This is a genomic window from Bradyrhizobium sp. USDA 4452, from assembly GCF_054063575.1.
Genome location: NZ_JBSSGK010000001.1, coordinates 7,565,739 through 7,590,606, shown reverse-complemented (window position 1 = coordinate 7,590,606; position 24,868 = coordinate 7,565,739). Strand labels below are relative to the sequence as shown.

21 protein-coding genes and 2 pseudogenes are annotated in these 24,868 nt (G+C 60.1%); 15 read left to right on the top strand and 8 right to left on the bottom strand.

Translation table 11 applies throughout. From position 1 onward, the window contains the following. Positions 1 to 473 precede the first annotated feature (473 nt). From ACVISU_RS35715 to ACVISU_RS35700, 4 genes are all read left to right on the top strand, one after another. Positions 474 to 734 carry a hypothetical protein gene (locus tag ACVISU_RS35715; RefSeq protein WP_456710078.1) on the top strand — a complete coding sequence of 87 codons (261 nt, stop codon included), beginning with the start codon at positions 474 to 476 and terminating at the stop codon, positions 732 to 734. Positions 735 to 1,548: 814 nt separating this feature from the next. Further along, positions 1,549 to 1,992, top strand: a complete 444-nt coding sequence (locus ACVISU_RS35710) for a hypothetical protein (protein ID WP_456710077.1) — start codon at positions 1,549 to 1,551, stop codon at positions 1,990 to 1,992. A 458-nt stretch (positions 1,993 to 2,450) separates the two neighbouring features. Beyond that, complete coding sequence (locus tag ACVISU_RS35705) at positions 2,451 to 2,792, top strand: hypothetical protein (protein ID WP_456710076.1); 342 nt, start codon at positions 2,451 to 2,453, stop codon at positions 2,790 to 2,792. Between the two features lie 845 nt (positions 2,793 to 3,637). Next, complete coding sequence (locus tag ACVISU_RS35700) at positions 3,638 to 3,862, top strand: hypothetical protein (RefSeq protein WP_456710075.1); 225 nt, start codon at positions 3,638 to 3,640, stop codon at positions 3,860 to 3,862. A gap of 187 nt (positions 3,863 to 4,049) precedes the next feature. On the opposite strand, the gene ACVISU_RS35695 is transcribed toward ACVISU_RS35700, so the two are convergent. Together ACVISU_RS35695 and ACVISU_RS35690 are read right to left on the bottom strand one after the other, a co-directional pair. Continuing rightward, positions 4,050 to 4,607, bottom strand: a complete 558-nt coding sequence (locus tag ACVISU_RS35695) for a hypothetical protein (RefSeq protein ID WP_456710074.1) — start codon at positions 4,605 to 4,607, stop codon at positions 4,050 to 4,052. A gap of 116 nt (positions 4,608 to 4,723) precedes the next feature. Beyond that, positions 4,724 to 5,176: a hypothetical protein gene (locus tag ACVISU_RS35690; protein ID WP_456710073.1), complete on the bottom strand. Its 453-nt coding sequence runs from the start codon at positions 5,174 to 5,176 to the stop codon at positions 4,724 to 4,726. 115 nt (positions 5,177 to 5,291) lie between these two features. On the opposite strand from ACVISU_RS35690, the gene ACVISU_RS35685 reads away from it, so the two are divergent. Genes ACVISU_RS35685 through ACVISU_RS35675 form a run of 3 tightly spaced genes read left to right on the top strand, consistent with a single transcriptional unit; the run spans position 5,292 to position 8,616 of the window. Then, positions 5,292 to 6,686, top strand: coding sequence for a GH1 family beta-glucosidase (locus ACVISU_RS35685; RefSeq protein ID WP_456710072.1), 1,395 nt, complete (start codon positions 5,292 to 5,294; stop codon positions 6,684 to 6,686). After that, the gene (gene glk, locus ACVISU_RS35680; RefSeq protein WP_456710071.1) at positions 6,683 to 7,681 is read left to right on the top strand and encodes a glucokinase; all 999 of its coding nucleotides are present in this window, start codon (positions 6,683 to 6,685) and stop codon (positions 7,679 to 7,681) included. The genes ACVISU_RS35685 and glk overlap by 4 nt, the downstream gene beginning before the upstream one ends. After that, the gene (locus ACVISU_RS35675) at positions 7,678 to 8,616 is read left to right on the top strand and encodes a 1-phosphofructokinase family hexose kinase (RefSeq protein WP_456710070.1); all 939 of its coding nucleotides are present in this window, start codon (positions 7,678 to 7,680) and stop codon (positions 8,614 to 8,616) included. The genes glk and ACVISU_RS35675 overlap by 4 nt, the downstream gene beginning before the upstream one ends. Here ACVISU_RS35675 and ACVISU_RS35670 read toward each other — a convergent pair. Further along, positions 8,603 to 9,736, bottom strand: a complete 1,134-nt coding sequence (locus ACVISU_RS35670; RefSeq protein WP_456710069.1) for an SbmA/BacA-like family transporter — start codon at positions 9,734 to 9,736, stop codon at positions 8,603 to 8,605. The genes ACVISU_RS35675 and ACVISU_RS35670 overlap by 14 nt on opposite strands. A gap of 122 nt (positions 9,737 to 9,858) precedes the next feature. Between ACVISU_RS35670 and ppsA the strand changes: the two genes are divergently transcribed. Continuing rightward, on the top strand, positions 9,859 to 12,273 hold the full coding sequence (ppsA, locus tag ACVISU_RS35665; protein ID WP_456710068.1) for a phosphoenolpyruvate synthase: 2,415 nt from the start codon (positions 9,859 to 9,861) through the stop codon (positions 12,271 to 12,273). Positions 12,274 to 12,335: 62 nt separating this feature from the next. Further along, complete coding sequence (locus ACVISU_RS35660) at positions 12,336 to 12,791, top strand: universal stress protein (protein ID WP_456710067.1); 456 nt, start codon at positions 12,336 to 12,338, stop codon at positions 12,789 to 12,791. Positions 12,792 to 12,827: 36 nt separating this feature from the next. On the opposite strand, the pseudogene ACVISU_RS35655 reads toward ACVISU_RS35660, so the two are convergent. Further along, positions 12,828 to 15,126: pseudogene (locus ACVISU_RS35655) on the bottom strand (heavy metal translocating P-type ATPase). Between the two features lie 201 nt (positions 15,127 to 15,327). Beyond that, positions 15,328 to 15,897: a baeRF12 domain-containing protein gene (locus tag ACVISU_RS35650; RefSeq protein WP_456710066.1), complete on the bottom strand. Its 570-nt coding sequence runs from the start codon at positions 15,895 to 15,897 to the stop codon at positions 15,328 to 15,330. A gap of 155 nt (positions 15,898 to 16,052) precedes the next feature. Here ACVISU_RS35650 and ACVISU_RS35645 point away from each other — a divergent pair, with 155 nt between their 5' ends. Both ACVISU_RS35645 and ACVISU_RS35640 read left to right on the top strand, forming a co-directional pair. Then, positions 16,053 to 16,469, top strand: coding sequence for a DUF3775 domain-containing protein (locus ACVISU_RS35645; RefSeq protein ID WP_456710065.1), 417 nt, complete (start codon positions 16,053 to 16,055; stop codon positions 16,467 to 16,469). Between the two features lie 855 nt (positions 16,470 to 17,324). Next, the gene (locus ACVISU_RS35640) at positions 17,325 to 17,558 is read left to right on the top strand and encodes a DUF6894 family protein (RefSeq protein ID WP_456710064.1); all 234 of its coding nucleotides are present in this window, start codon (positions 17,325 to 17,327) and stop codon (positions 17,556 to 17,558) included. Positions 17,559 to 17,934: 376 nt separating this feature from the next. Here ACVISU_RS35640 and ACVISU_RS35635 read toward each other — a convergent pair whose 3' ends face one another. Continuing rightward, positions 17,935 to 18,384, bottom strand: coding sequence for a c-type cytochrome (locus ACVISU_RS35635; protein WP_456710063.1), 450 nt, complete (start codon positions 18,382 to 18,384; stop codon positions 17,935 to 17,937). Between the two features lie 304 nt (positions 18,385 to 18,688). On the opposite strand from ACVISU_RS35635, the gene groL reads away from it, so the two are divergent. Beyond that, a complete protein-coding gene (gene groL, locus ACVISU_RS35630) occupies positions 18,689 to 20,311 on the top strand; it encodes a chaperonin GroEL (protein ID WP_456710062.1) in 1,623 nt (540 codons plus the stop codon). Between the two features lie 289 nt (positions 20,312 to 20,600). Here groL and ftsH read toward each other — a convergent pair whose 3' ends face one another. Next, positions 20,601 to 22,445: an ATP-dependent zinc metalloprotease FtsH gene (gene ftsH / locus ACVISU_RS35625; RefSeq protein ID WP_456710061.1), complete on the bottom strand. Its 1,845-nt coding sequence runs from the start codon at positions 22,443 to 22,445 to the stop codon at positions 20,601 to 20,603. 198 nt (positions 22,446 to 22,643) lie between these two features. On the opposite strand from ftsH, the pseudogene ACVISU_RS35620 reads away from it, so the two are divergent. The 3 genes and pseudogenes from ACVISU_RS35620 to ACVISU_RS35610 form a co-directional block, all read left to right on the top strand. Continuing rightward, positions 22,644 to 22,811, top strand: a pseudogene (locus ACVISU_RS35620) (DUF2267 domain-containing protein); the annotation flags it as partial. A gap of 52 nt (positions 22,812 to 22,863) precedes the next feature. Beyond that, complete coding sequence (locus tag ACVISU_RS35615; RefSeq protein ID WP_456710060.1) at positions 22,864 to 23,037, top strand: DUF2267 domain-containing protein; 174 nt, start codon at positions 22,864 to 22,866, stop codon at positions 23,035 to 23,037. A gap of 8 nt (positions 23,038 to 23,045) precedes the next feature. Continuing rightward, positions 23,046 to 23,723 carry a dienelactone hydrolase family protein gene (locus tag ACVISU_RS35610; protein ID WP_456710059.1) on the top strand — a complete coding sequence of 226 codons (678 nt, stop codon included), beginning with the start codon at positions 23,046 to 23,048 and terminating at the stop codon, positions 23,721 to 23,723. Between the two features lie 30 nt (positions 23,724 to 23,753). On the opposite strand, the gene ACVISU_RS35605 is transcribed toward ACVISU_RS35610, so the two are convergent. After that, positions 23,754 to 24,428, bottom strand: a complete 675-nt coding sequence (locus tag ACVISU_RS35605; protein ID WP_456710058.1) for a phosphoribosyltransferase — start codon at positions 24,426 to 24,428, stop codon at positions 23,754 to 23,756. Positions 24,429 to 24,868: the final 440 nt, after the last annotated feature.

The following is a 24,868-nucleotide window of genomic DNA, read 5'->3' as shown; positions in this document are numbered from 1 at the left end:
TGCTTGAGGCTGGGCGGCGCGCCCCAGGGCGCGCATCTACCCGGACCACTACTACGGTCTTGCCCCTCCAGAGGCGACTCCGATGCCCGATTGGAGACGCCGGGAGGCATGCTACAGCCGTTCACAGCAGCGGGCTGGCGGGCAGATAGCCATCGGATCTTCACCGCACAGGCGGCCCTTATCCAGTCAGTAAGGCGGCGTTTGGGCCGGGCGTCCCCCGTCACGGCACCGGCGACCGATGCCTCTGTATGCCACCCAGATCAGGATGGCTCGGCTGCGGCGTGCTCCAGACAGCAAGCGCGATCCCCGCCGCCAGCGCGAGGTAAACAATCGTGCTCGGCCCGGCCTGCTTCATGCCCTTGGCTCCCCAAGACATGCCCCGAGCATAGCGAACTGTGAATCCGGGAAAAGACGACGATCGACGGACGGTCCATTGTCGCGAGCGGGCCTACCCCAAGCACCTGCGGGGCTTGTTGCCGTCACCCGAAGCAGAGACCTCCTCCCAGAATGAACTTGCGGCGGTCGTGGCGGGGGTTAAAGTCTACCTGCAGGAGTGGAGCAGGCAAAAGGTTGCAATGGCCGACCGGATCGCAAGAGCCAACATCGAGCACTTCAAGAAGATGCTTGAGACTGAAACGGACGCAGCAAAGCGCCGCGTCATTGAGCGTGAGTTGGCCGAAGAGGAGCAGAAGCTGGCCGCTCTTCTCAAGAAGCAGACGAGGAAAGAGGGCTAACCGAGCCGCCCCAATCACGCCAGTGGGTCGGGTGCACGTCGACAGGCTCGTTGGTCATGGCCTTGACCCAACGCGCAGAACGCGTCGGCACGGAAAGACAAGCGCGTGCGCGCCCTCGTAATCGAGAACGGCAAGTTCAAGGTCCCGATCGAAGGGCGCCGTTGATATCGATTCCCATTCCATTGTGGAATGATCGAGCACGTCCGCGGTAACGGTTTTGATCCTCATCAATTTAGTCCACGGCGCGCGCGCCCGCTCTCCCAGACGCACGACAAACACGGTCGACAGTGACAAGGATTGCGCGGGGCTGCCCAGCAATCACTGTTGCAACTACCGCGCTGCAGTGCACGCAAGCATTGGGGCCGCTGGGCTTGTGGGGCCGTAGGAACGAAGCCCCGTCCGATCGATTGCGATACATGTACGCCACATGTTCGATGCGACGGCTATGTCGACCGAGTGCGCTCCTTGCCGCCTTTGCCTTCGGCACGGTTTGGCTTGTAACGGCAAGCTTCGACGACGAGTATGCCCGACTTGTCCTCGCGACGGCTTTGGCTAGTTGGATGGCTGTCGGTTCCGGCATCACCGGTTTTCTCTTGCTGCAGTTAGAATCTACCCGCCCGCGCGGATAGCCGACCGTTGCTCAGAACGCTGCAATGTCTGCTTTGCGGGGGGAAGCGGACCAAGATCAAACGGACCGCCTTGGTCGGCTTGTGACCCTAAGCGGACCTTTTGCTCCCCGAACAATTCGACCTACTCCTGCAATCGAAATAGGCTGCTTTGACTCGGCTAGTGCGCCATCGATACAATGCATCCTATGAACGAGCGCGAGCCTATTTTTGATTTCGATCCAGATTTTTGCCGCAAGGTTACTGGTTGGGGAGCAGCCATCTGCTTAGCGTGGTTGGGGATCGCTATTTGCATTCTCGCCCTCGTCCATCCTGGTAGCCAATGTCCAGCCTGGACCATCTACGCCAAGAATGGTCAGGCTACATCGTTGTGGGTGATTGTGGGCTTCTTTACAGGCTTTCCTACGATCTGGATTTGCTTCATTGTTCTTCGATGGAGGGACTTTACTCGAAGAATCTACGATAGCGGCGCGGATAGCTATAAGCGCTTTCTAACGTCGAAGGGTTGGGACTACCAAAACAAACCTGCCTCTTACATTTTTCCTTTGAACTCGGTGTTCGTGGTCGTCATCGGGCTGTGGTGCCTGTTTTGCTCAATGCCTCTCTGGGTGATGATCCTGCCTTGCTTTTAAGGACGGTGGCCCGAAGGCGCACCTCTGCTATTCCATCAACGCAGCGACGCGCCAACAGCTTTAGATAGATGCTCCGCATCCGAACGTCTGCTTCTGGCCCATAGCTGACGGTCTGCATGACCATCGGGAAGGTCGGCTCTCAGAGTATCCTGAAGTCCCTTGGCTCGCCATGAACGGCTCCCCCTAAAGCGAAGATGCCGCTGGCCTTTGGGCGCCAGCGGCCTTCGGGGGGGCATTTCGCGTAGGGGGAAACTACGCAAATACAGGTTAGCCGATCTACAGCCTCCGCAACTTGAGCGAGGTCAATTCGGCTTCCACCCGGCTAAGCTGGCACAAACTGCACATTGCGCGGAGAAAGTCCGTAGTTCCAGGGTGCAACTTTTCTCGCGAAGTTGACTCGCCGCTGTCACGAAGCCGGAGCAGCATAGAAGTAGGATGAAGCTTGGGGATTAGCGTCCATGGATGATCCGTTTATCGCGCGTGCCAACATCGACCATTGTTTGGGCCTCCTGAAGGCCCACGACACACCGGACGCAACTAAAGCGACGGTCACCCGAATACTGATCGAGGAAGAGAGAAAGCTCGGCCACGAACGCGAGCAGCTTGAGTTCGCCGAGAGCAGAGCCACGGCGTGCCGCGAGCGCGCAGAACGTCAACGGCGGCTAACCGATTCGTTCGAATTTGGATCGCCTGAGCGGAGGCAGGCGGAAAGCCTGCTCATCAATTTCGAGTGGCTCGCAAAGTTCATCGAAGGCGCATGTAATCAGATGCGCCGGAAGGCGAATGGCGGCCAACTCTGAGTCATTGACGCCTATCAAAGACTGCCTCGGACAAGCTCGGGCATCGTTCCCAGCACGTTGCGAGCGTCTGGCCAGACCTATGTCTCTAGTTGCGCAACGGAGGACGGGCTTCATACTAAGCACGTCCGGCAGAGGCCGCCTCATTTGGCGGCCTCTTTTATTTTGCTGATCCGAGCCGGGGCCTAGAGGCTAGGTTCGACGGCGCATGGCACGGCGCTGGTTACCCTCCGCCGACGGTTCGGCTTGGACTTATATTTCTACGGGAAAGCACTTACGCAGGTTCCCGCAATTTCAAGAGCCTATCCTCGTCTGCTACTTCACCAGCACACAGCAATAGGAAGGCGTTGTCATGATCACGATCTCGCTTGCGCTGGTCAGCGTCGGACTCTTCGGCGCTCACATTTGGGACCACTACAAGAATGGGAGTCCGGTCGTGGTGCGCATTTCCAGCACACGGCGTTGAATCAGTGATCGCATCCAGCAGGAGCGCCTTGGAGATTTTTATGCAGGAGATGATACCGCCTCACGTTCGACAAGCCGTCGACGAAGCTTGGGTCGCTAAGCTGGAGCAGCAGGCGCGTCTGTGGAGAGCAGCACGTTCGGAGCGGATAACCGCCACAGACACTGGAGTGCTCGTCATTCGCCGACCGAGCAAGACTTGCAATCGCGCCCGAGGCACAAACCGTGTCGGACAGTAAGATTGCGCTCATTCGTGCACACCGCAACAATATCCTGCGCTATCAGCGGCTACTTAAGACGCATCTAACGGACGCCGAACGCTGCTACATTGAGGTAAAGCTATCCGAGGAGCAGGCCGCGCTGCAGCGTTTCAGCGGGATGGAGTGATGGCCATGCCTCTGCTACGATATTTTCTCACAGTTGGCGTAGTATTGTTCGCGCTGATGTTTATTGCGGATGCATATCTACCGAAACCGCCCGCTACGGAAACATCGCACGCCGACTTGCCAGTCATTCACATTTATTCAGAGCGGAAATGGCCGGATCGTGTTGTTTTCAACACAAATGCCCCAATCATTGTTGCTGCGCAGCTCGCCAACGAGTCACGGTGAGATCTTCCTGTACACCGTTGCGACGGCGGTCTCGCCATCGCACCGGGCCGCTCATTGTCTCAGTTCATCGGCACGCTAGCCGCCGATGCTCTGAAGAATGCCGCCAATCACGATTACGAGGCGCGGAAGAATGGTTTCTGTGGACGCCCTCCGACCTGCCTCCAGCACTAAAGCCGCTACCAGCGCCTCACCCCAGGCCCAGGCTACCCTCGACGATCCTCCGGGCACAATCCATGCAGTATCTGTCCCAACCGCGTCCGACCCGCACGTTGAGCCGTTGATCACCTCGCTTAATCTCGTGACGGGCGTTAGCTTGACACTTGTGCGCGCGCTGCGCCCCGCGAGCTTTTCGGACAAGGCCATATCGACCCGCGCGGTCACGAACGCCGCGCTGGCCGTGCTTAAGAATCCGATCCATGTCCCGGCGAACGAAGTCCAACTGGTGTTGTGCGCGCTCCCGGTACATCGTGGCGTAATCTCGGACTGCGTGCGCTTCTGCCAATTTCGCTAGCAACTCGTTGAAGATCGTGGTCTCGGCAACGATCCGCTCGAAGAACTCCTTGCTGGCAAATAGCATTTCATCCAACAACATTTCTCGTGCGCCGCTGAAGAGCGAGAGCGTGTAGCGGTTCGCCCTGCCGAATGGTGACGTCGCATCGAGCACAAATTGTCCACCGTCTGAGGCTGCAGGCGCGCTGCTCGGAGCAATTCGATCTACTACCGCAGGCGTGGAGATTTTTGTCATAGATGCCTTCGTAACCCGTGTTCTTTGACCGAACGGGACAAGGCCATCTCACATCCTTGTCGCCATCTCGAAGACGTTCCAACGTTAATAGAACCGGCGATTGACAGTCCAAGCATTCAAGAGCGGTCGACTACAGCGTAGCGATCGATAGCACCCAAAAGCATATCGACCTGTCCATTGCCCCACAGTGGCAGCAGGATTCTGGAGAAACTGTACCCGGAAAACTGGGTGAGCCGGAGTAACGTTGGTTCGGCAGCCTCTACAGTGGCACTGCTCTGAGCCCGCAAATAGCTGAAATTGACGTTCTGCGGCATCTCGTCGACAAAACTGCCAGCTGCAATCTCTTGCCTCAGGTTGTCGCAGGCGAATTCGATCCGGTAGCGTTCGGGCGAGAGAAACACGGTCAACAGAAATGGATTTCCGGGCAATTTCGACAGCGCACGCACCTCAAGGTCGTCGCCAAATGGCATGCCATTCTCGCCGCGCTTTAGCTTTTCCCAAAGTGTGACGACCGGCAGCAATTTCGCGTCAAGACGGTCAGGGAGTGGGAAAGGATTGCGGCAGTGCATGATCTCGCTACCTGTCTAAATCCAACCGTTAAACTAGACACCTCTCTCGAAGCTGCTGTTGATCTCTGTCAAAAGCAGAGCCAGCGAAAGTCTCCATTGTAAGCGGATGACTACTATGACCACGAAAGTGTCACAAGGCAGCCGCCAGCCCACGCGCCCCTTCGTCTGGGGCGTCTCGACGTCCAGCTTTCAAATCGAAGGCGCGGCGCATGTTGACGGTCGTGAGGACAGCATCTGGGATGCTTTTTGCCGGCAACCCGGTCACATCAAAAACGGCGATACCGGAGAAACTGCCTGCGATCACTATCATCGCTACAGCGAAGATATCGCGCTAATGTGCGATCTTGGCGTCGACGCCTACCGCTTCTCGATCTCGTGGCCGCGTCTTCTGCCCAAGGGACGCGGCGCTGCCAATGAGTCTGCGTTGGCATTTTATGATAGACTGATTGATACGCTGCTCGCAGCCGGCATCGAACCCTGGATATGTCTCTATCACTGGGATCTGCCGCAGGCCCTCCACGTACTCGGTGGTTGGCAGAACCGGGATATCGCAGGATGGTTTGCCGATTACGCCGCGCTCGTTGCGCGGCGCTATGGCGATCGCGTCAAGCGATTTGCAACCTTCAATGAACCATGCGTCTTCACGCTGTTCGGATATGGTCTCGGCTGGAACGCACCGGGGATCGCCGATGTCCATGCTCTGCACAGAGCTATCCACCATGTCAATCTAAGCCATGGTGCTGCCATTGACGTGCTTCGAGCCACGGTTCCCAACGCGTCGCTTGGCGCTATACACAATCGACAACCGTGCTTTCCGGCACAGGCAAATCCCGACGATGCGGCTGCCGCGAAACGCTTTGCGGAATACTGGAATGATGCCTTTCCCTATCCGCAGCACTTCGCCTGCTATCCTCCCGCGCTGGCAGAGGCGATCGAGCCTTTCCAGAAGCCTGGCGATATGGCGCTGATCGCGCGGCCCGTCGACTGGTTCGGGCTCAACCATTACTCGCCGCACTACATCAAGGCAGACGCCAATCCCATCGGAGCCACCTTTGGAGCACCGCCACCAGACGTGCCGAGAACCACAATCGGGTGGCCGATTGTGCCTGACGCCTTTCGCGACACCCTGCTCGACATTCATCGCCGCTTCGCCTTGCCGACCTACGTCCTTGAAAATGGAACCGCATCGGACGACGCCCCCGACAGCGCGGGTCACGTCGAAGACGTCGGGCGAATTGCATATTTGCGGGCCTATACCGATGCCATGCAGGAAGCGATCTCGGCGGGTGCGGATGTCCGCGGTTATTTTGTGTGGTCGCTGCTGGACAATTTCGAATGGACGTCTGGATATTCTCAGCGCTTCGGCCTCGTTTATGTCGACTTCCCCACGCAGCGGCGTATTCCCAAAGCCTCAGCGCGTTGGTACGCCAACCTCGTCGCAGCGCGGCGAACACCCCTTGTTCAGCCATTCACTGAACATCCAATCAGCGCCGCAGCGGCAAAGCAATGAGCAGCGGGCGATCGGCAAACGAGCAAATTCTCTTCGCTGACATTGGCGGGACCAACGCCCGTTTCGCGCTCGCGGAGCACGGCGAAATCGGGCCAATCGAGCACTTCAAGGTCGCTGACTTTCCCGGCGCTAAGGAGGCGATCGCAACCTTCCTGGCTCATCGTGCAGCCGGCGCGCTCACCACCGCGGTGCTCGGGGTCGCGGGACCCGTAGAGAACGATCATTGCACAATAACCTATAGCCGATGGGTCATCGACGGAGCCGACTTGCAGACCAGGTTCGGGTTCAGGACAATTCATCTTCTCAACGATTTCGAAGCCATGGCCTGGTCGCTGCCTGCACTCCAGCCGTTCGATCTCTTCGCAATTGGACATGAACGTCCAACGGCTGGTGCCCCCATGCTCGTGGTCGGGCCGGGCACCGGCTTTGGTGCTGCTTGCTTCTTTCCGGACGCGCCATTGGTAGCAGTCACAGAAGCCGGGCACACGACGTTACCTGCAATCTCGGAGAGGGAGGAGCGTGTCATCGGTCAACTGCGTCGCCACTTTGGGCATGTATCCGTGGAGCGAGCTCTGTCCGGGGCCGGCCTTGTGAACCTCTATCAGGCGCTCGCCGTCATCGATGGGGTAGCAGTTCCGGAGCGCAGTCCCGCTGCGATTACTCAAGCGGCGCTGAACAGAAGTTGTGATGTTTGCCGTTCCGCACTTGATATGTTCTGTTCCCTGCTCGGCACCGTCGCCGGAGATCTTGCGCTGACTTTCTGCGCCAGAGGCGGGGTCTATATTGCGGGCGGTATCGTGCCACGCTTTGCTGATCGCCTCGCCGAATCGAGATTTCGAACTCAATTCGAAAGCAAGGGACGCTATGAGCCCTATCTTCGGAGACTCCCAGTCAGCGTCGTTCTCAATCCCGATAGCAGCTTCACCGGTCTCAAGGCATTTATGGAGCAAACCCCGGCGGCAAGCCGCCCCTCCGCGCTTCGTATCATGTCATGACGGACATTGTGACAATTACGGCCAATCCGGCGGTCGATCTGTCGACATCGGTTGAGAAGATCGTCCCGGTCTACAAGCTGCGGGGGACGTCGCAACGACGCGATCCAGGCGGCGGCGGAATCAATGTGGCGCGCGTCATCAAACGCATGGGCGGCGAGGTCTGCGCGATCTACCCAGTCGGCGGCACGACAGGAGATCTGCTGCGCAAGCTACTCGACGACGAAGGCGTGCCGAGTCAGACCTTCCCGATCGCGGAGGAGACACGGGAAGATTTCTTTGTCAGTGAAATCAGCACTGGCCGGCCATTCCGCTTCATCCTGCCCGGACCGTGTCTCAGTGATGAAGAGTGGCAACAATGTCTGACGTTGCTGTCCAGGATCGAACCGTTTCCCCGCTTGTTGGTCGCGAGTGGAAGCCTGCCTCGCGGCGTTCCCGACGACTTCTATGCACGACTGGCAAGGATTGCCAAGCAACTCGGCGCCAGAATGGTCCTTGATGCATCCGGCCCGGCGCTCGCTGCTGCCGTCGCCGAAGGCGTCGATTTGATCAAACCGAATTTGCAGGAAATGCGCGAGCTGGCTGGTCGCGAGCCAAACGATGCCAGCGAATGGGCAGCCGCCGCGAGAGCGCTCGTCCAAAGCGGCAAGGTCGCTGCCATTGCCCTGACTATGGGCCATCTCGGAGCCGTGCTGGTCACCCGCGACCAGGTGTTGCATGCGGAGCCCCTCCCCATCACGCCGATCGGCGCAGTCGGCGCGGGAGACAGTTTTCTCGGGGCACTGCTATGGCGGCTTGCATCGGGAGGCGACCTCAAGGACTCCTTTCGGTATGCTGTTGCAGCAGGCGCCGCTACTCTGCTGGCTCCCGGCACGAGTCTCTGCTTGGCCGACGACGTCAAGCGTCTTGCGCAACAGGTCGTCCTCAAAGCTGCGTGACGGACTTGAGGGGAACCGGCGTCTCCCCGCGATTTTCGGACGCAAATCCATGATCGAGCTTGTCGAGCGAAAGCAACAGGCGACCTACTCTCTCGAGGGAGGAGATCCAATCCGCCAACCGGCTGTAGTTGTCGACGAGCCAGTTAAACGAGCCCTGCACGAGGACGAAGGCTGCCGCGGCCTGCGTGAGTTCGCCGAGCGTCATTGTACCTGCCAAGAACTTTGGCGAACACAGGACGAGCCCGACGATTGGCGCAAGCAATGTATTTCCTTGTGATACCAGCGTGGTATGCACGAGGTGCCAACACAGGCGCCGCCATTGGGCCAGCACATTCCGCAATGCCTGCTGGAGCCCTCGCCTGAACTCCGCCTCCTGCTGCTTCGGCATCACCCCCTCACCGATATCCCGTAGCAAGTGAGCCGCCGTAATCAGTTCTGCCTCAGCCTGGTTCTTGATCTGGATCACCTTTGTCAGTGGTGATCCCACCAAGAGTATCGCGGTCGTCACTGTACCGGAGTAGATTACAACACTCCCGACCAGATAGCCCGGTATCCAAAGCCGATAGCCAAGAACCGAGAGGCTGACGTCGCCGCCGACATTCCACAGCACCTGAACGAAGATGACAGCTGTCAGCAAGGATGAGACAAGTCCGAGTGCGAAATCGATTGGCGCGTCCGTTGCGATTCTTACATCCTCTGCAATGCGATATTCGGGAATGATCTTCTGATCTCCCTGCACCTCGGCCAGACCGGCATATCGGTCGTTGTCGATCCAATAATCGATGACATTGCTGGTCAGCCATTCGCGCCATTTGCGCTGCATCGTCATGCGGCCCCAAACCGACGTGGCTGCGAGCGCAACGCTCGCGCCACACAGGGGGATCAGCAGGATCGCCTGAATTCGCAGACGATCCGAATCCCGGGTCGCCAACGCGTCGAAGAAATCTCGATTCCAGTAATTCAGGCGAAACTGAACATAGAGCTGCAGGCCGACGACGGCGACCAGCGAGACGCAGAGCAACCAAACTCGCCACGCCGCTAAGCCTCGCCAGAGGCCTGACGCGCTTTCCCAAAATCGGCGCCACTCTCGATGCCGGCTGCCTTCGCGCTCTTCGGACATGATCAATTCAATAACTAAAGGTCTGTCATCGCCAAAAGCTTGATCTTTCGCAAAAGCTGCCGTCTCAACGCGGCCAAACTATCAAAACTTGCCTTGCAGATGCTGCAGCGCGGGAGACGCATATGAGCGATTACACGCGATGGTTCAAGGATATCCACCTTGAGGATGTTCCCCTGGTGGGGGGCAAGACCGCCTCGCTGGGCGAGCTTTATTCGGCGCTCGCGCCGCAAGGCATCAGGGTGCCGAACGGCTTTGCGCTCACCGCGTCGGCTTATCGTGCGGCGCTGACGCAGGCCAGAGCCTGGGACGAACTCCGCAGCCTACTCGCTGGCCTGGACAAGCGGCGCATTGAGGATCTCGCCAAGCGTGCTCGCGCGGCGCGCGCGATCGTCTACGCTGCGACCGATCAGGAGGCGCTGCGCCGTGAAGTCAATGGCGCCTATCGACTACTCGAACAGGAGTATGGCGCCAATGTCGCCGTCGCGGTGCGCAGTTCGGCGACGGCCGAGGATCTACCGACTGCCAGCTTCGCAGGACAGCATGAGAGTTTTCTCAACGTTCGCGGTCCGGATGACCTCATGATTGCCTGTCGGCGATGCTTCGCCTCGCTGTTCACCGATCGGGCGATCGCCTATCGCATCGACAATGGATTCGATCATTTCAAGGTCGCGCTGTCCGTTGCGGTCATGAAGATGGTTCGCTCTGATCGCGCAGCAAGCGGCGTGATCTTCACGCTCGACACCGAATCCGGACATCGAGACGTGGTCTTTGTGACAGGCGCATACGGCCTCGGCGAAAACATCGTCCAGGGGACCGTGGACCCGGACGAATTCTACGTGCACAAGCCGACATTCAACGACGGTTTTCGCGCTGTCCTGTCACGCCGACTGGGGACGAAGGAGATGCGGATGGTCTATGCGAAAGGACGTGAAGCGACCCGCAACGTCGCGACTTCGCAGCCAGCCCGCAAGCGGTTCTGTATCAGTGATAAGGATGTGCTGGAGTTGGCGCGGTGCGCCATCGCCGTCGAGAACCATTATTCGAAGAAAGCCGGTGCGCCAACTCCGATGGATGTGGAGTGGGCGAAAGACGGTGGCGACGACGCGCTCTACATCATCCAGGCACGTCCAGAGACCGTGGCATCCCGTCGCACGCCCCAGGCGCTCGAAAACTACGCCCTTAAATCGCCGGGCAAAGTGGTTGCCGTTGGGCGGGCCGTCGGTGAAAAGATTGCCACGGGAAGGGCTCGACTGATCAAGACCAAACGCGATCTTCGCGCTTTCAGGCCTGGCGAAGTGCTGGTTGCCGCCGCGACGAGCCCCGACTGGGAACCCGTGCTAAAGACTGCCGCTGCTATCGTCACCGACCATGGCGGCAGAACCTGTCACGCCGCGATTATCGCTCGCGAGCTCGGCGTTCCGGCGGTGGTCGGCACCGAGAGTGTCACGCGGCACGTGAAAACTGGAATGTCAGTGACCGTGTCCTGCGCGGACGGCGACATTGGCCATGTCTATGACGGCGCGTTGCCGTTCTCGGTTGAGCGGATTGCGGCTGACAGGCTGGCGAAGCCACGCACCGAAATCATGGTCAACCTTGGCAATCCGGAAATCGCCTTCAAGACGGCAATGGCGCCGAACGACGGCGTCGGGTTGGCGAGGATGGAGTTTATCATCAGCCAGCACATCGGAATCCATCCGATGGCACTCGCGCAGCCCGATAAGGTCAGATCCGCGCGCGACCGCCGGTCGATCAAACTCGTTGCCGAACGCTACCAGAAGCCATCCGACTTCTTCATCGAGCGGCTGTCCGAGGGCATCGGCACGATCGCCGCGGCGTTCTATCCACGTCCTGTCATCGTGAGGCTGTCTGATTTCAAGACCAACGAGTACGCCAATCTCGTGGCGGGCACCGACTTCGAGCCGAAGGAGGAGAACCCGATGATCGGGTTCCGCGGCGCTGCGCGTTATGCTCACCCCGCCTATGCCGAAGGCTTCGCGCTCGAATGCGCGGCATTGCGCCGCGTTCGCGACGCAATGGGACTGACCAATCTCAAGATCATGATTCCATTTTGCAGACGCCTCGAGGAGGCACGCAAAGTCATTGAAACCATGGCTCGTCACGGCCTCAATCGAGGCGAAGGGGGTATTGAGATATTCATGATGTGCGAGATTCCGAACAACGTGATCCTAATCGATCAGTTCGCCAAGCTATTCGATGGATTTTCAATAGGCTCCAACGATCTGACCCAGCTGACGCTCGGTGTCGATAGGGACTCCGATATCGTCGCATTCGACTTCGACGAATGCGATCCCGGAATGCTTCAGATGCTGACGATGGCAGTGACGGGCGCGAAACGCAATCGGCGCCACGTCGGGATTTGCGGCGAGGCGCCGGCAAACTACCCGGAAATCGCAAGATTTCTGACAGAGCTCGGCATCGATTCGATCAGCGTGAATCCATCGAGTATCATGCGCACGATGACGACCGTCTGCGAGGCAGAAAGGAGTATGGCCAAATCGAAGGTCGCCGCGGGTTAACCGCTCTTGTGGCATGAGCGTTAGTAGCTTCGCCGCTGAGTTTGGCCGTCCGATCATTTGGAATGATCGATTATCGACGGAGCAATGTCATGACATCCATCATGGTGGCTACGGACGGCTCCGCTGGAGCAAGCCGCGCAGTTGAAACTGCAGCCGAAATAGCCAAGGCGTTGGCATGCGACTTGCTGATCGTGACTGTCGCGGATCGCCTCCTCGGAGAAGAGGTGCGGCAGCTGCCGCACACCGGGGTCAGCACCGGGGACGTGCTGGAGGCCTTGACGGCCCAGACGCTGAAAACCGCGGAAGCCCGCGCACACCAGCTCGGTGTGCAGCGGGTCGAAGTCAAGACGAGTTGGGGGGATGTTACCCAATCCTTGCTTGACATCGCCGCCGACCGCTCAACCAAACTAATTGTTGTGGGACGGCGAGGTCGCGGCCGATTGGCCGGCCTGCTGCTTGGGAGCGTCTCTCAGAAGCTCGTCAGTCTCGCCCCCTGCCCTGTCGTTGTCGTCCCGTAGACGTCCATGGAGTAGCGAAGGGCGCGGATCGGACGGCTAAGCCGATGCCGGAGCCGCCACGGCTTCGTAGATGTCCTCCTCCTGGGCTGTATGCATGCGAACCAGCGTTTCGATGGCCTCGATTACCCGCTGCGCGTCCCGGACAAGATAGCGGTCGACCTTCTCTGACGGCAGGTCCTCAACGATCCGAGCGAGCAACCGAGCGAGGTGCAGGATCTCTCGATGCGCACGGCTCATGGCAGACAGGCCGTGGCGTTCGCGCAACACCTCCGCAAGCTTCGGATAGACGCTGTCCTCATCCTCGCGCTCGTGCAGCACCACGCTACTCTGAACAAGGCGCTGAGCTTCCCCAATCAACGCCGCGGCGGATCGGGGCGTCGCATCGTCCAGCGCATCAGCGATCTTGCGCAAGCGGTCGAGGTCTTTGAATAGGGTCCGATGATCGTAATGCAAGACCAGCCCCTGCTCTGCGGTGATCCGCGGGCCGCCGCTGCCGAGGGCCGGAGCGAGCGCCCGCAGCGCGTTCAGGATCACGGCAACGTCGATCACCTCCTGGACGATCGCCGCCGGCACGGGATCAAGCCAACCAATAGTGGCGGCTAGCATTGCCACTAGCGACAATCCCATACCGACAACAATGCTCTGCAGGGCGATCCGCCGCGCCCGCTGCGCGATGATGATCGCTTCGCCAACGCGATCGAGCCGGTCGGCCAAAATCACCATGTCGGCCGCCTCGGATGATGCGCTCGCACCACGTGCGCCGAGCGCGACCCCCATATCGGCCACAGCTTGTGCCGGGGCATCATTGATGCCGTCGCCAACCATGATGGTCGGGTGGAGCCGCTGTTCGGCACGCACCGCCTCGACCTTGTCCGAAGGAACTCGGTCGGCCAGCACGGCGTCAAGATCTAGCGCTGCACCGATGGCCTGAGCTGCCGCTGCGCGATCGCCCGTAACCATCACCATTCGCGCGATGCCCGCATCGCGCAGCTGCCGGATCGCTCGTGGCGTATCAGCCCGTAGCTCATCCGCCAGCAGCAGCGCACCGATCGGACGCCCGTCCACAGCGACAAAGACAATCAGTGCCGAGCGCCACGAGGCGCGCCGTAGCGCCCGCAACTCCCAAGGCAACAGCTCCGCATGGGAGAGAAGCATCTCCTGCGAGCCGGCGGCGACCTCGCGGCCATCGATCAGGCCACACAGACCGGTACCCATGGTCTCCTTGACTTGTTCGGGCGTTCTCAGCTTGAGCCCGCGATCGACGGCCGCAGCGACGACTGTCTTGGCGAGAACGTGATGCGAGGCCTGCTCAAGCGACGCCCCCAGCGTGAGCACTTCATCCGGATCTTCCCCTGGTGCGACTTCAACCGAAAGCAACCGCGCCCCTCCCACGGTCAGGGTGCCGGTTTTGTCAAACAGCACCGTGTGCGCACGAGCCAGCGCTTCTAAGGCCTCTCCGCCTTTGACCAAGATGCCGCGACGGGCCGCTTGCGCCACGCCGCCGATGAAGGCGACCGGCGCTGCCAAAATCAGGGGACACGGTGTCGCCGCCACCAGCACGGCGAGGCTTCGGGTCAAGTCTCCGGACATCCACCATGCCACGAAAGCGATGACGAGGGTCACCGGCAGAAGTATCAGCGCATAGCGGTCGGCCAACCGCACGAAGGGAGCCTTCGCCGTTTGCGCCGCCGTCACCATGCGCACGATTCCAGCGTAGGTGCTCTCACCGGCCGGCGCGGTCACAGTCAAATCAAAGGTATCACCCGCATTCACCGAACCGGAAAGAACAGCGCTGCCGCGTGGCCTTCTCGACCGGGATCGGTTCGCCCGTAACAGCTGACTCGTCGATAGTAGCCGAGGCCGAACCAACAATACCGTCGGCCGGCACGATCTCTCCGGCCCGTACCAGGAGCGCCTCGCCGACCGAGACCGCTTCGATCGGGACCTCCTCGATCCGCTCGTCAATCTTGCGGTGTGCTTGCCGCGGTGCGCGATCGACCAGTGACCGCAGGTCGTGCTCCGCCCGTGCCACCGCGATATCCTCCAGCACGTTGCCGCCGGAATACATCAGGGCGACCACGGCCCCGGCAAGCGGCTGACCCAGCGCCAATGCCGCACTCATCGACAGTAGCGCAATGGCGTCCACTCCAAAGCGGCCGCTCAGCAGGTCCCTCACGATCGAAACCGCGAGTCCTGCGATCACGGGCGCCGTGCCGAGTTCCCACGCAAGATCAGCCAGATCAGGCCGGCCCGCGACCCGCGCAAGAATGCCCCCGACCAACCCTGCAATTGCAATCGCACCCAGAGTCCACGGCAGGGCTCGCTCAAACGACATGGTTTGGTTTCCACAGCAGCACGAATGTCACTGTCTTTCGACGGCCAGCCGCGTTGCTTGAGCAAAATCAACCGCCCGGATGACAAACGCGTCCCTCTCGCGCCGCGCTTAGCTCGGCAGGATCCCAACGTTCGTGGAGACATGGCAAAGCGAGAGCCACTCACCGCACAAGAAGCGACAATGTCGTCGCGTCATCGTCGCTCACGCCGCGGTCAAATGCTTCTCGATTTCCCCGACGGGATGTTTGGTCAGGTCCTTGTTGATCTCGGCGATGACGCGCTCACGGACATCGGCATGAAAGGCGCTTCGCAGATCGGCGAGCGTCTTCGGCGGCGCTACGACCACGAGTGCCGGCACTTTGCGCGCTCGCACCACATCCTCCATAGCTGCGGCCACCCTCTTGGCAAACCGACGCTCCTCGAGGTGATGCCAGTCGACCGGCTCGACCGCGCTGCGCTGCCCCGCGTCACGTGCCTTGCTCACGCGGCCCGGCCGCTCGGTGCCCTGCTCGTGGGTCGGGGGGTTGACATCTTCGAAGACCCGCTCGGCCCTGAGATTGGGAAACTTCTCATCTCCATCATTGCGCAGGAATAACGCCTTGCGGCCGTCGCCGACAAATACCAGCGCATCATGGGGGATCTTCAGTCTGTTCATCTCACCGCTCCCGAATTGCCTTGTTATGATAGAGTACCAGGCCGGCCAGTGGTTGATGGAGGTCAAATCAAGGCAGCGCATGGCTTGCCGCGACGCCGGCCTCTTGACCAAGGTCAACGCTCCTGCCGCTTTGGCAACGCGCCGCCGTCCCACTGAACGGAGATCGACACGCCCGGCTGTGCCGGACTCCTCGACTTGCGGCCTTTGACCTTCATCAAACTGCGGCTCCCGGCATTGGCCTAGGCTGTGGCGCTAATGAAGAGAGGCCGACCATGAGGGACATCCCGGACCTTGCGATATCAGCCGAGAAGGTCGCCGCAATCCTTGCCAAGGCGAAGCGATTCGACGTCAAGGACGTCGTCACCGATCCCGACCCGGGCTCCAATGCCAGCGACGACGCGATGTTATCCGTCCTCGAAGATCACGGCGACGATCCCGTCCGGAACGAGTTGACGGCAATCATCCGCGGACTGAACGAGGACGAGCAGATCGACCTTGTCGCCCTGACCTGGCTCGGCCGCGGTGACGGCGAGCTGGATGACTGGGGCGATATTCGCGGCGAGGCCGCACGCGCCCATAACGCGCGGACGGCCGAGTACCTGCTGGGCGTACCACTTCTTGGCGACCTCCTTGAGGAAGGCCTCGCACAATTCGGCCACTCCATGGAAGAGTTCGAACAGCCCCTGTAACATACTAATGCCGACCTGCCGGTCGCTGTTGCGGTGCGGACAACTGAAACATCCTCAACGTCGCAGGATGCTGCTCTCGGGCAGAGGATCACCCAGGAAGCAGAGCGTGTCACTAGCGATCTCGGCTATCCTCGCGGAATCATGGGGAGCAGACCCGCCGATCTCGATGATCTTCCGAGCAATATATTCAGTAAGCGGATCAGCTCGATCCACCAGATATAATGCGCGAAGTGTCTTCTCGTAGGCGCAAATCAGAATACCGACCTCACCCGGGCTCAATGTTGAGCCCAGAAGCAATCGGTGAATTGCCGTTGGTGTCGAACGCCCCATAGTTTTAATGCTATGTTCACGAGCCGCGGAACTCTTGATTTGCCTCAAATTGACACTCATGCGCGTTCGAATGCTTGCGCGCCGGTGCGGGCTCGAGACCGGACTCATTCCGTGATCCGCTTGAAAGAGAGCAACTTCCCCTGAGGCGACGCCTCACAGCTGCCAATTCACTTCTGGTGGCGGCGGCACCGGCCCGGCTGCGTGGCAGGATGATCAGCCTGGATATGCACGCCATGCGCGGCGGCATCTCGATCGGCAGCCTGCTCATTGGAGCGTCGGCGGACCTTGTGGGTGCCCGCCATGCGTTGCTGCTCAGTGGTGTCCTGGCGCTCGCCACCCACGTGATCGTTGGTCGACGACAGGTGCGCGCTGACTTGCCTCCGACTGCGGAAGCGCGGCCCACGCGGACATCACCACGACAAGCGCCCTCCGTGCCTCTCCTTAGGGATTCGACCCGAATTTTCCCCTGACCTCCCCGATGCTATCGAGCCACTGTACGGTTCGTGTTTGGAGGAGACGGGGAAGATGGGTCAGCTCTATTTCCATTGCTCACATCCGCAAGGGACATTGATCGACCGATCCGGCGCTGCGATCGCCGATCTGGCTGAGGCCCGCGATTATGCCACCGGCATCGTGCATTCGCTACTCAGGAAGCGCAGCTCCGAAGACTGGCGAGGTTGGGTGCTGCATGTCTGCGACGATCTTGGCGACGACGTGTTCGTAATGCCCTTCTCTGTCGTGCTGGGCAAGCCACATTGAGAAGACCACAATGACAGTCCCACGACAATCACTGACTATTCTCCGGCAACACTTGAAGCTGTCCGTCACGAAATGGCGGAAGCTGCTTGACGCAGCCCGCGATCCCTATCGACCAGAGCGTCACTACATGCGGGGCCCAGGTCCAAGATGGCACGAGAAGCATCGAAACGACGCTCTGCCGTTTGGCAGCATACGCTAACGAGGTGCAGCTCCGACGCGAGATCAACCAGGCTCGCTGCACGTGTAGCAGATAGGCTGTAACTACCCGAGGAATCCAGCCACGACGTGGCTTATCATATTCTACATCCTCGGCGCGTGATCGCCGTGATCGCGACGCCATGGCCAGCGGAGACGGGATCCTGACGGCGCAAGGCTGCTACTTTTGCTGAATACGATTCAGATAATCGATAACGGCGAGGATGCGTGTTCGCACGACGACTTCCCGCAATCCTCGCGTTGGATCAAGCGCGTCATAAGCGGGATCAATAATGTGGGGCAGGTTCTTAGTTGGGTTGAACCGTTCCCCCCAAATCGGCATTTCATGAGTGCCGTGAGCGGAAACTGTCCTCCGTCCATCTATGGTTTCATACACGTCGCTGATGGGAAAGACCCCGTTGTTGTTCTTGGCCAAGCTCGTCAGATCGGCAGGCGGCACCTTTAGCTGTTCACTGACAGGTCCTTTGCCTCTTCCATCCGCGCCGTGGCAGCTTGCGCACGAAGCCTCAAATTCTGCCTTACCGACATCGACGTCTTCCGCATGAACGGCAGCCGGGAAAACACCGGTGAGACTGCCAATCATTAACCAAGTAAGATATTGGCGCATCATGTGCGCTCCTAATTTCCAAAACCTATTCTAAGAGTATTCGATTTGCTTTGCTTTGACGCAACTTAATAGGTCGTACCCTCTGAGCCTTGCCGACGGGATTGCGACGTCTCGCGAAGTTTCGCCGGATTCAAGCGCCGCGGTTCGGTCTCTCATTTCTGGTCACTCCCGCCATCCTGCGCCGCCGCAAATCGCTCTTTCGAGAGGCCGTCGCCGCGCCCAACTCAGTTGACCGAAGTCAAACGTTGTCGCCGCGAAACCCCTATTTTACGCAGGCTATACGTGCTCTCGAGAGGACATTCCCAACATGCCTCATAAGCAGGTTTTGTTTCACGCGGCGGCTCGCGAAAAGGTGCTGCGCGGAGCCTCGTTGCTCGCGGACGCGGTGCGGGTCACATTGGGGCCGAAGTCCAAATCGGTGCTGATCCAGAAGAGTTGGGGCGCGCCAATCGTCTGCAATGACGGCGTGACCATCGCCAAGGAATTCGATCTCAAGGATCCCGAGGAGAACCTTGGGGCGCAAGTGCTGAGGCAGGCCGCGGAAAAGACCGGCGAAGTGGTCGGCGACGGCACCAGCACCTCAACTATCCTGGCGCAGGCCATCCTCGCCGATGGTGTCAGGAACGTGGTCGCGGGGGCAAGTGCAATCGATCTGAAGCGCGGGCTGGACCGCGCGGCGCGAGCATCGATCGCCGCACTCCATGCGATGGCCCGGCTTGTCAAGACCAGGGCGGAGAAGGCGCAGGTGGCGACGATTTCAGCCCACAACGATGCGTCGATCGGCGAGCTAGTCGCCGATGCACTCGAAAAGGTGGGCAGCGAAGGCGTGATCTCGGTCGAGGAATCCAAGACGACCGAGACCGTGCTCGACGTCGTCGAGGGAATGAAGTTCGATCGCGGCTTCCTCTCTCCGTACTTCGTCAGCGATGCAGAGCGAATGGAGGCCGTTCTCGAGGACCCATTCATCCTGTTGTGCGACCACAAGATCAGCGCGCTGAACGATCTTGTGCCGCTGCTTGAGCAGATCGCAAAATCCGGTCGGCCGCTCTTGATCATCGCCGAGGATATCGAGGGCGAGGCTCTCGCCACGTTGATTGTCAACCGGCTGCGCGGCGTCCTCAAAGTATGTGGCGTGAAGGCCCCTGGTTTTGGCGACCGCCGGAAGGCGATGCTCGAGGACATTGCGATTCTGACCGGCGCCCAGGTGATATCGAGCGACGTCGGATTGAAGCTCGAAAATACTACCGAGGCTCAGCTTGGGCACGCCGCTCGCGTGGTTTGCGACAAGGAGAATACCACACTGATCGGCAGCAAGGGCAACCGCACGCAAATCGATGGGCGCCTTACGCAAATCCGCCGTGAAATCGAAAAATCGAGCAGCCAGTATGACAAGGAGAAGCTCGAGGAGCGGTTGGCAAAGCTATCGGGCGGGGTCGCAGTCATCCGGGTGGGCGCACCCACCGAAGCGGAGATGAAAGCCAAGAAGGAGGCGCTCGACGACGCCATCAGCTCGACGAAGGCGGCCGTGGCCGAGGGCATGGTGCCAGGTGGCGGCCTCGCGCTCCTCAGATGCACAGATGCGGTCAGCAGGGAGGAAGCAACGTGTGAAGGCGACGAGAAGACCGGGATCCAGATCTTGAAGCGCGCGCTCGAGGCCCCCGCCCGCCAGATTGCGGAAAACTCCGCAACCGATGGCGGAGTGGTGGTGGCCCGCATGCTCGGCAGTCAGGGAAATTTCGGCTTCGACGCGTCGCGCAAGGTATATGTCGATCTGGTCGAGGCCGGTATCGTCGATCCGGCTAAAGTGGTCAGGACGGCACTGGAGAACGCTGTCTCGGTCGCAAGCGTTCTGCTGCTGACGGAAGCAACGATGACGGAAATTCCGGAGGCAAAGCGTGAACGGATGCCGGAACCCGAGATGCCGATATGAAAGCACCGGAGCCTTTTGCCAGAATCTCCGGTGAAGACACTTTCTGTGTGCCATCGCTGTGGCGATCAGCTAGGGACATGAAGTCAGTGCGACTGTTTTGATGCTGATCAAAACGCGATCCTCGTCGATGAGCTTAGAAATTAACATGCGTAGGTCCCCAACTACGCTCTCCACGCCAAGTAAAGCCGTCAGCTTCCCAAGGGCTGGCGGCTTCCGTTTCTCAACGCGAGCCCGCCGATGCGCCCGCGTGGACTGAGGTTTGCCACGCCTGCACGCATGAAATCCGTGATCATGCGGCGACCCTCTCGCTCGTTTCGGTGCTCTTGCCGAGCAGCGGCGCAAACTGCTCCGCAGTTATCGTTTCATTTGCTATTAGCAATTCGACACCAGCGTCAAGGTCGGCGCGCCGACGTTGCAAAATATCCCGGGCACGACGGTCGCCCTCCTCAACCAGGTTTCGCACGGCGAGATCGATCTCACGGCCAGTAGCATCAGCAGCCGCAACGACTGCGTCCTGAGCGGCAGCGATAAATGCCTGCGGTTTTAGCGCATAGATGCGCTGCCCTACCGTCTCGTCCATGCCGTATTTGGTCACCATCTCGATGGCGACTTCGGTCGCACGTTGAAGATCATCTGCGGCACCAGTCGAAATGGTTCCGTCGAAAATCAAGCGCTCCGACGCACGTCCTCCCATCAGCACAGCGATGCGGTTCTTCAGCTCCTCGACCGTAAGCAAAAATCTGTCTTCGGTCGGACGCTGGATGGTGTAACCCAGTGCGCCGGTCCCACGTGGGATGATCGACACCTTCTGTACAGGATCAACACCGGGCAAGCTTGCCGCGACGAGGGCATGTCCCATCTCGTGATACGCAACCCTGCGCCGTTCGTCCTTGCCAAGCACCCTGCTCTTCTTCTCGATGCCGGCCACGATCCGCTCAATCGCCGTAACAAAATCGGCGAACGTCACCTCCTCGCCGTTCCGCCTGGTCGCGGCGATCGCAGCCTCGTTGATGAGATTGGCGAGGTCCGCTCCGGTGAACCCGGTCGTGAGGCCAGCTACCTTGTCAAGGTTGACATCCTCGCCCATGCGGATCTTGCCGACATGCACTTTAAGAATGGCAACGCGCCCGGTCTTGTCCGGCCGGTCCACAAGGACCTGCCGGTCGAACCTCCCGGCCCGCAACAGCGCCGGATCCAGAATTTCAGGCCGGTTGGTTGCTGCCAGCAGGATCACGCCGGCGCTCGGGTCGAAGCCGTCTAGCTCCGACAGGAGCTGATTGAGGGTTTGCTCCTTCTCGTCGTAACCGCCAAACGACAGTGGTCCGCGACTGCGCCCCAGTGCGTCGAGCTCGTCGACGAAAATGATGCACGGTGCCGCCTTGCGGGCTTGCTCAAACAGGTCCCGTACGCGGGCAGCGCCAACTCCGACGAACATCTCAACGAACTCGGAGCCCGAGATCGAGAAGAATGGAACACCGGCCTCCCCCGCTACGGCGCGGGCAAGCAACGTCTTCCCCGTCCCCGGCGGTCCGACCAGCAAAATCCCCTTTGGTACACGAGCACCCAAACGGCCGTAGCTCTTGGGGTCCTTCAGAAATGAAACGACTTCCTGGAGCTCGAACTTCGCCTCGTCGACGCCGGCAACATCGGCGAAAGTGACCTTGATGTCCTTCTCGACATAGACCTTGGCACGGGACTTGCCAATCGCCATGACGCCGCCGAAACCCTGGCGGCCGGGCACGCCGCGCCCCATCCAGAACCAGATTACGAAGAAGATGATGACCGGAAATATCCAGGACAGCAGACTTTGCAGCGCGCCCCCTCCCGGAACGCCACTCACACTTACGCCCTTTGCCGCGAGCTTTTCGGCCAAGGCCATATCGACCCGCGCGGTCACGAACGCCGACTTTCCGCTCGGAAGCTGCTCCTTCAACCTTCCCTGGATTGTATCCGAACCGACAGTAACCTCGGCGACCTTCTCCTGGGCGAGCAGCTGCTCGAACTGGCTATAGGAGATCGTTTCGATTGAAATGCGCGACGTGAGAAAAAACTGCAGAACGAGGAGCAGTATACCGCCCGCGAAGATCATGCCCGTCGCCATGGTCTGCTTTCGCGAGACTTGATCGGACTCCACCTGCTCCTCCCATCGTCGTCGGCCGTGCTTTGAACACTATCTGGCAGCCGCAATCTCTGCTTGATTCAAGTCAAACCGCCGCTTCCCGCACAAGCGGCTGCGATTGATGGAGATCAAGCCGCCCGCCGTTCGTCGTGGGCAATCTTCGTCATCTCACTTCATTCATGGAGCGCACCATGAGCAACCAACGTCACCGCTCTGGACCAGGAGGCCAATGTCTGGCTAAAGGCTGTTGACGAGGAGCTGGACCTCGACAATCGACAGCAGGCCTACAACGCGTTGCAGGCCGTACTGCGCACGCTGCGGAATCGATTGCCTCCGGAGGTCGCGATCAAGCTGGGCGCGCAACTGCCGATCCTCGTGCGAGGCATCTACTACGAGGGCTGGCACGCTGCGGGAACGCCGACCAAGGAACGCCATGTCGAGGGACTTCGCTGCGCAAGTGCTGTCGGAGCTCCCGCAAGACTTTCCTGTCGATGCCCAGATCGTCGCCCGCGGCGTGTTTGAGATTCTCTGGGAAAAGCTCGATCCCGGCGAGTTCGAGAAGGTGATGAACCATTTGCCGGCTTCGTTCAGGGCCTTGCAGGCCTAGGCGATCTCATGGTCCGCAATCAACGATCGGTCACGACCTCGGAGGTGGTCATCCCGCCGCTTGGTCTTGGCGGTATCTTGAGCGTGCCGAAGGGCGCGATTGGCCTCGTTGTGTTTGCTCATGGCAGCGGCTCCAGCCGTCACAGCCCGCGCAACACGGCCGTCGCACGGGCGCTGAACGGCCATGGCTTCGCGACCTTGCTGTTCGACCTGCTTGCCCCGAATGAAGAGTCTGACCGTGCAAACGTGTTCGACATTTCCCTGCTTGCGGAACGCCTCGTCGAAGTGGTGCAATGGTTGGACCGTCAGGGGCATTTGACCGCGGAACTCCCAATCGGCCTGTTCGGTGCCAGCACCGGCGCGGCGGCCGCTCTCGTAGCTGCCGCCCGGCTTCCCGGGCGCATCGGTGCGGTGGTCTCGCGTGGCGGACGCCCGGACCTCGCCGGCAATGCGCTTTCAATGGTGCGCGCACCGACACTGTTGATTGTCGGCGGCGCCGACGACCAGGTCATCGAGCTGAACCAGGAGGCACTCGTCCGCTTGCGGGCGCCGAAAGCACTGGAGATCGTTGAGGGCGCCACGCATCTCTTCCCGGAACCTGGTGCCTTGGGTGAGGTAATTGAATACGCCGCGCGATGGTTTGAGCGGCATCTTCGCAAGGCTCAGCGCCTTCCCGCCGGGTCCTAATAGCCCCCGCATCCGTCTCTTCCCGTCTCATTAAGTGGAGCCGTTTGAAGCGTACGACTCTCTGTTGGCCGGAAAGCGCTTCAAGATCGCGATAACCTCCTCATCATCGACCTGGCGAAAATCACGATAGAAGTACCCGATCGCGCCGAAATCCCGCGGCGTATCGAGGCAGATGATCGCGTCGACTTCGGCTTGCAACTTCGCGACTGTATCGAGGGGAGCCACGGGCACTGCGAGCACCAGTTCGTTGGGCTTCCGATTGCGAGTTGCCCTGACGGCAGCAAGCGTCGTCGCGCCCGTCGCAATGCCGTCGTCAATGATGATGGCGACCAGCCCGGTCACCTCGGAGCGAGGCCGATCTCCGAGATAACGGCGCCGCCGCCGTTCGACCTCGGCAAGCTCCTTCTTGCAGATGGCATCAAATTGCCTCTCGCTGACACCGCATAGTTCGACGACTTCGCTGTTGCGGACCACTGTGGGGTGCTCGCCATCGCTAACGGCCCCCATGGCAAGCTCCGGCTGACTTGGCACCCCGATCTTGCGCGCGAGTAGAAGGTCAAAGGGGGCGTCCAGCGCCGCGGCGACCTCGGCGGCGACCGGCACGCCTCCCCGCGGCAGCGCCAGAATAATCGGATGGCGCGCCTTGTACTTCGTCAATGCTCGGGCGAGCTTCCGGCCGGCATCGGTTCGGTTCTGAAACAGCATGGCGAAGCAACCTCTTGGGCCACGTTCACATTATCGATCCCACCGAGAGAACCGTTGATCAACATCAAGCCGCGAAGCGAGCCGATTGACCATAGAGTTTGTATGCTCGACCGACAAAGCGATCCATGCGGCCGGAACGGCGAGGATGATGGTATCTCCCTTGCCTGCAAGGTCAGGTTTCTGAGCCGCCCCGACAGCTATATGCCGGTGCCCGAAACGGTCATTGCGCGCGAAACCCACATGTCCTGGGTCTTCATGGCCGGCGACCGCGTCTACAAGCTCAAGAAACCGGTGCGGTTATCTCGACTTTTCCACGCTTGCTCGGCGGGCCGTAGCTTGTCGGGCAGAGGCTTCCCTCAACGGCAGGCTGGCGCCGGACGTCTATCTCGGCGTCGCACCGCTCACTCGCACCCCCACAGGTTACGCAATCGGAGGCCGCG

Coding starts and splice junctions, on each gene's coding strand:
- ppsA (WP_456710068.1), top strand. CDS start 9,859: ATGAGCGATTACACGCGATGGTTCAAGGATATCCACCTTGAGGATGTT.
- groL (WP_456710062.1), top strand. CDS start 18,689: ATGCCTCATAAGCAGGTTTTGTTTCACGCGGCGGCTCGCGAAAAGGTG.
- ACVISU_RS35645 (WP_456710065.1), top strand. CDS start 16,053: ATGAGGGACATCCCGGACCTTGCGATATCAGCCGAGAAGGTCGCCGCA.
- ACVISU_RS35675 (WP_456710070.1), top strand. CDS start 7,678: ATGACGGACATTGTGACAATTACGGCCAATCCGGCGGTCGATCTGTCG.
- ACVISU_RS35670 (WP_456710069.1), bottom strand. CDS start 9,736: ATGTCCGAAGAGCGCGAAGGCAGCCGGCATCGAGAGTGGCGCCGATTT.
- ACVISU_RS35605 (WP_456710058.1), bottom strand. CDS start 24,428: ATGCTGTTTCAGAACCGAACCGATGCCGGCCGGAAGCTCGCCCGAGCA.
- ACVISU_RS35695 (WP_456710074.1), bottom strand. CDS start 4,607: ATGACAAAAATCTCCACGCCTGCGGTAGTAGATCGAATTGCTCCGAGC.
- ACVISU_RS35660 (WP_456710067.1), top strand. CDS start 12,336: ATGATCGATTATCGACGGAGCAATGTCATGACATCCATCATGGTGGCT.
- glk (WP_456710071.1), top strand. CDS start 6,683: ATGAGCAGCGGGCGATCGGCAAACGAGCAAATTCTCTTCGCTGACATT.
- ACVISU_RS35705 (WP_456710076.1), top strand. CDS start 2,451: ATGGATGATCCGTTTATCGCGCGTGCCAACATCGACCATTGTTTGGGC.
- ACVISU_RS35700 (WP_456710075.1), top strand. CDS start 3,638: ATGGCCATGCCTCTGCTACGATATTTTCTCACAGTTGGCGTAGTATTG.
- ACVISU_RS35640 (WP_456710064.1), top strand. CDS start 17,325: ATGGGTCAGCTCTATTTCCATTGCTCACATCCGCAAGGGACATTGATC.
- ACVISU_RS35710 (WP_456710077.1), top strand. CDS start 1,549: ATGAACGAGCGCGAGCCTATTTTTGATTTCGATCCAGATTTTTGCCGC.
- ACVISU_RS35610 (WP_456710059.1), top strand. CDS start 23,046: ATGGTCCGCAATCAACGATCGGTCACGACCTCGGAGGTGGTCATCCCG.
- ACVISU_RS35685 (WP_456710072.1), top strand. CDS start 5,292: ATGACCACGAAAGTGTCACAAGGCAGCCGCCAGCCCACGCGCCCCTTC.
- ACVISU_RS35615 (WP_456710060.1), top strand. CDS start 22,864: ATGTCGAGGGACTTCGCTGCGCAAGTGCTGTCGGAGCTCCCGCAAGAC.
- ACVISU_RS35635 (WP_456710063.1), bottom strand. CDS start 18,384: ATGATGCGCCAATATCTTACTTGGTTAATGATTGGCAGTCTCACCGGT.
- ACVISU_RS35690 (WP_456710073.1), bottom strand. CDS start 5,176: ATGCACTGCCGCAATCCTTTCCCACTCCCTGACCGTCTTGACGCGAAA.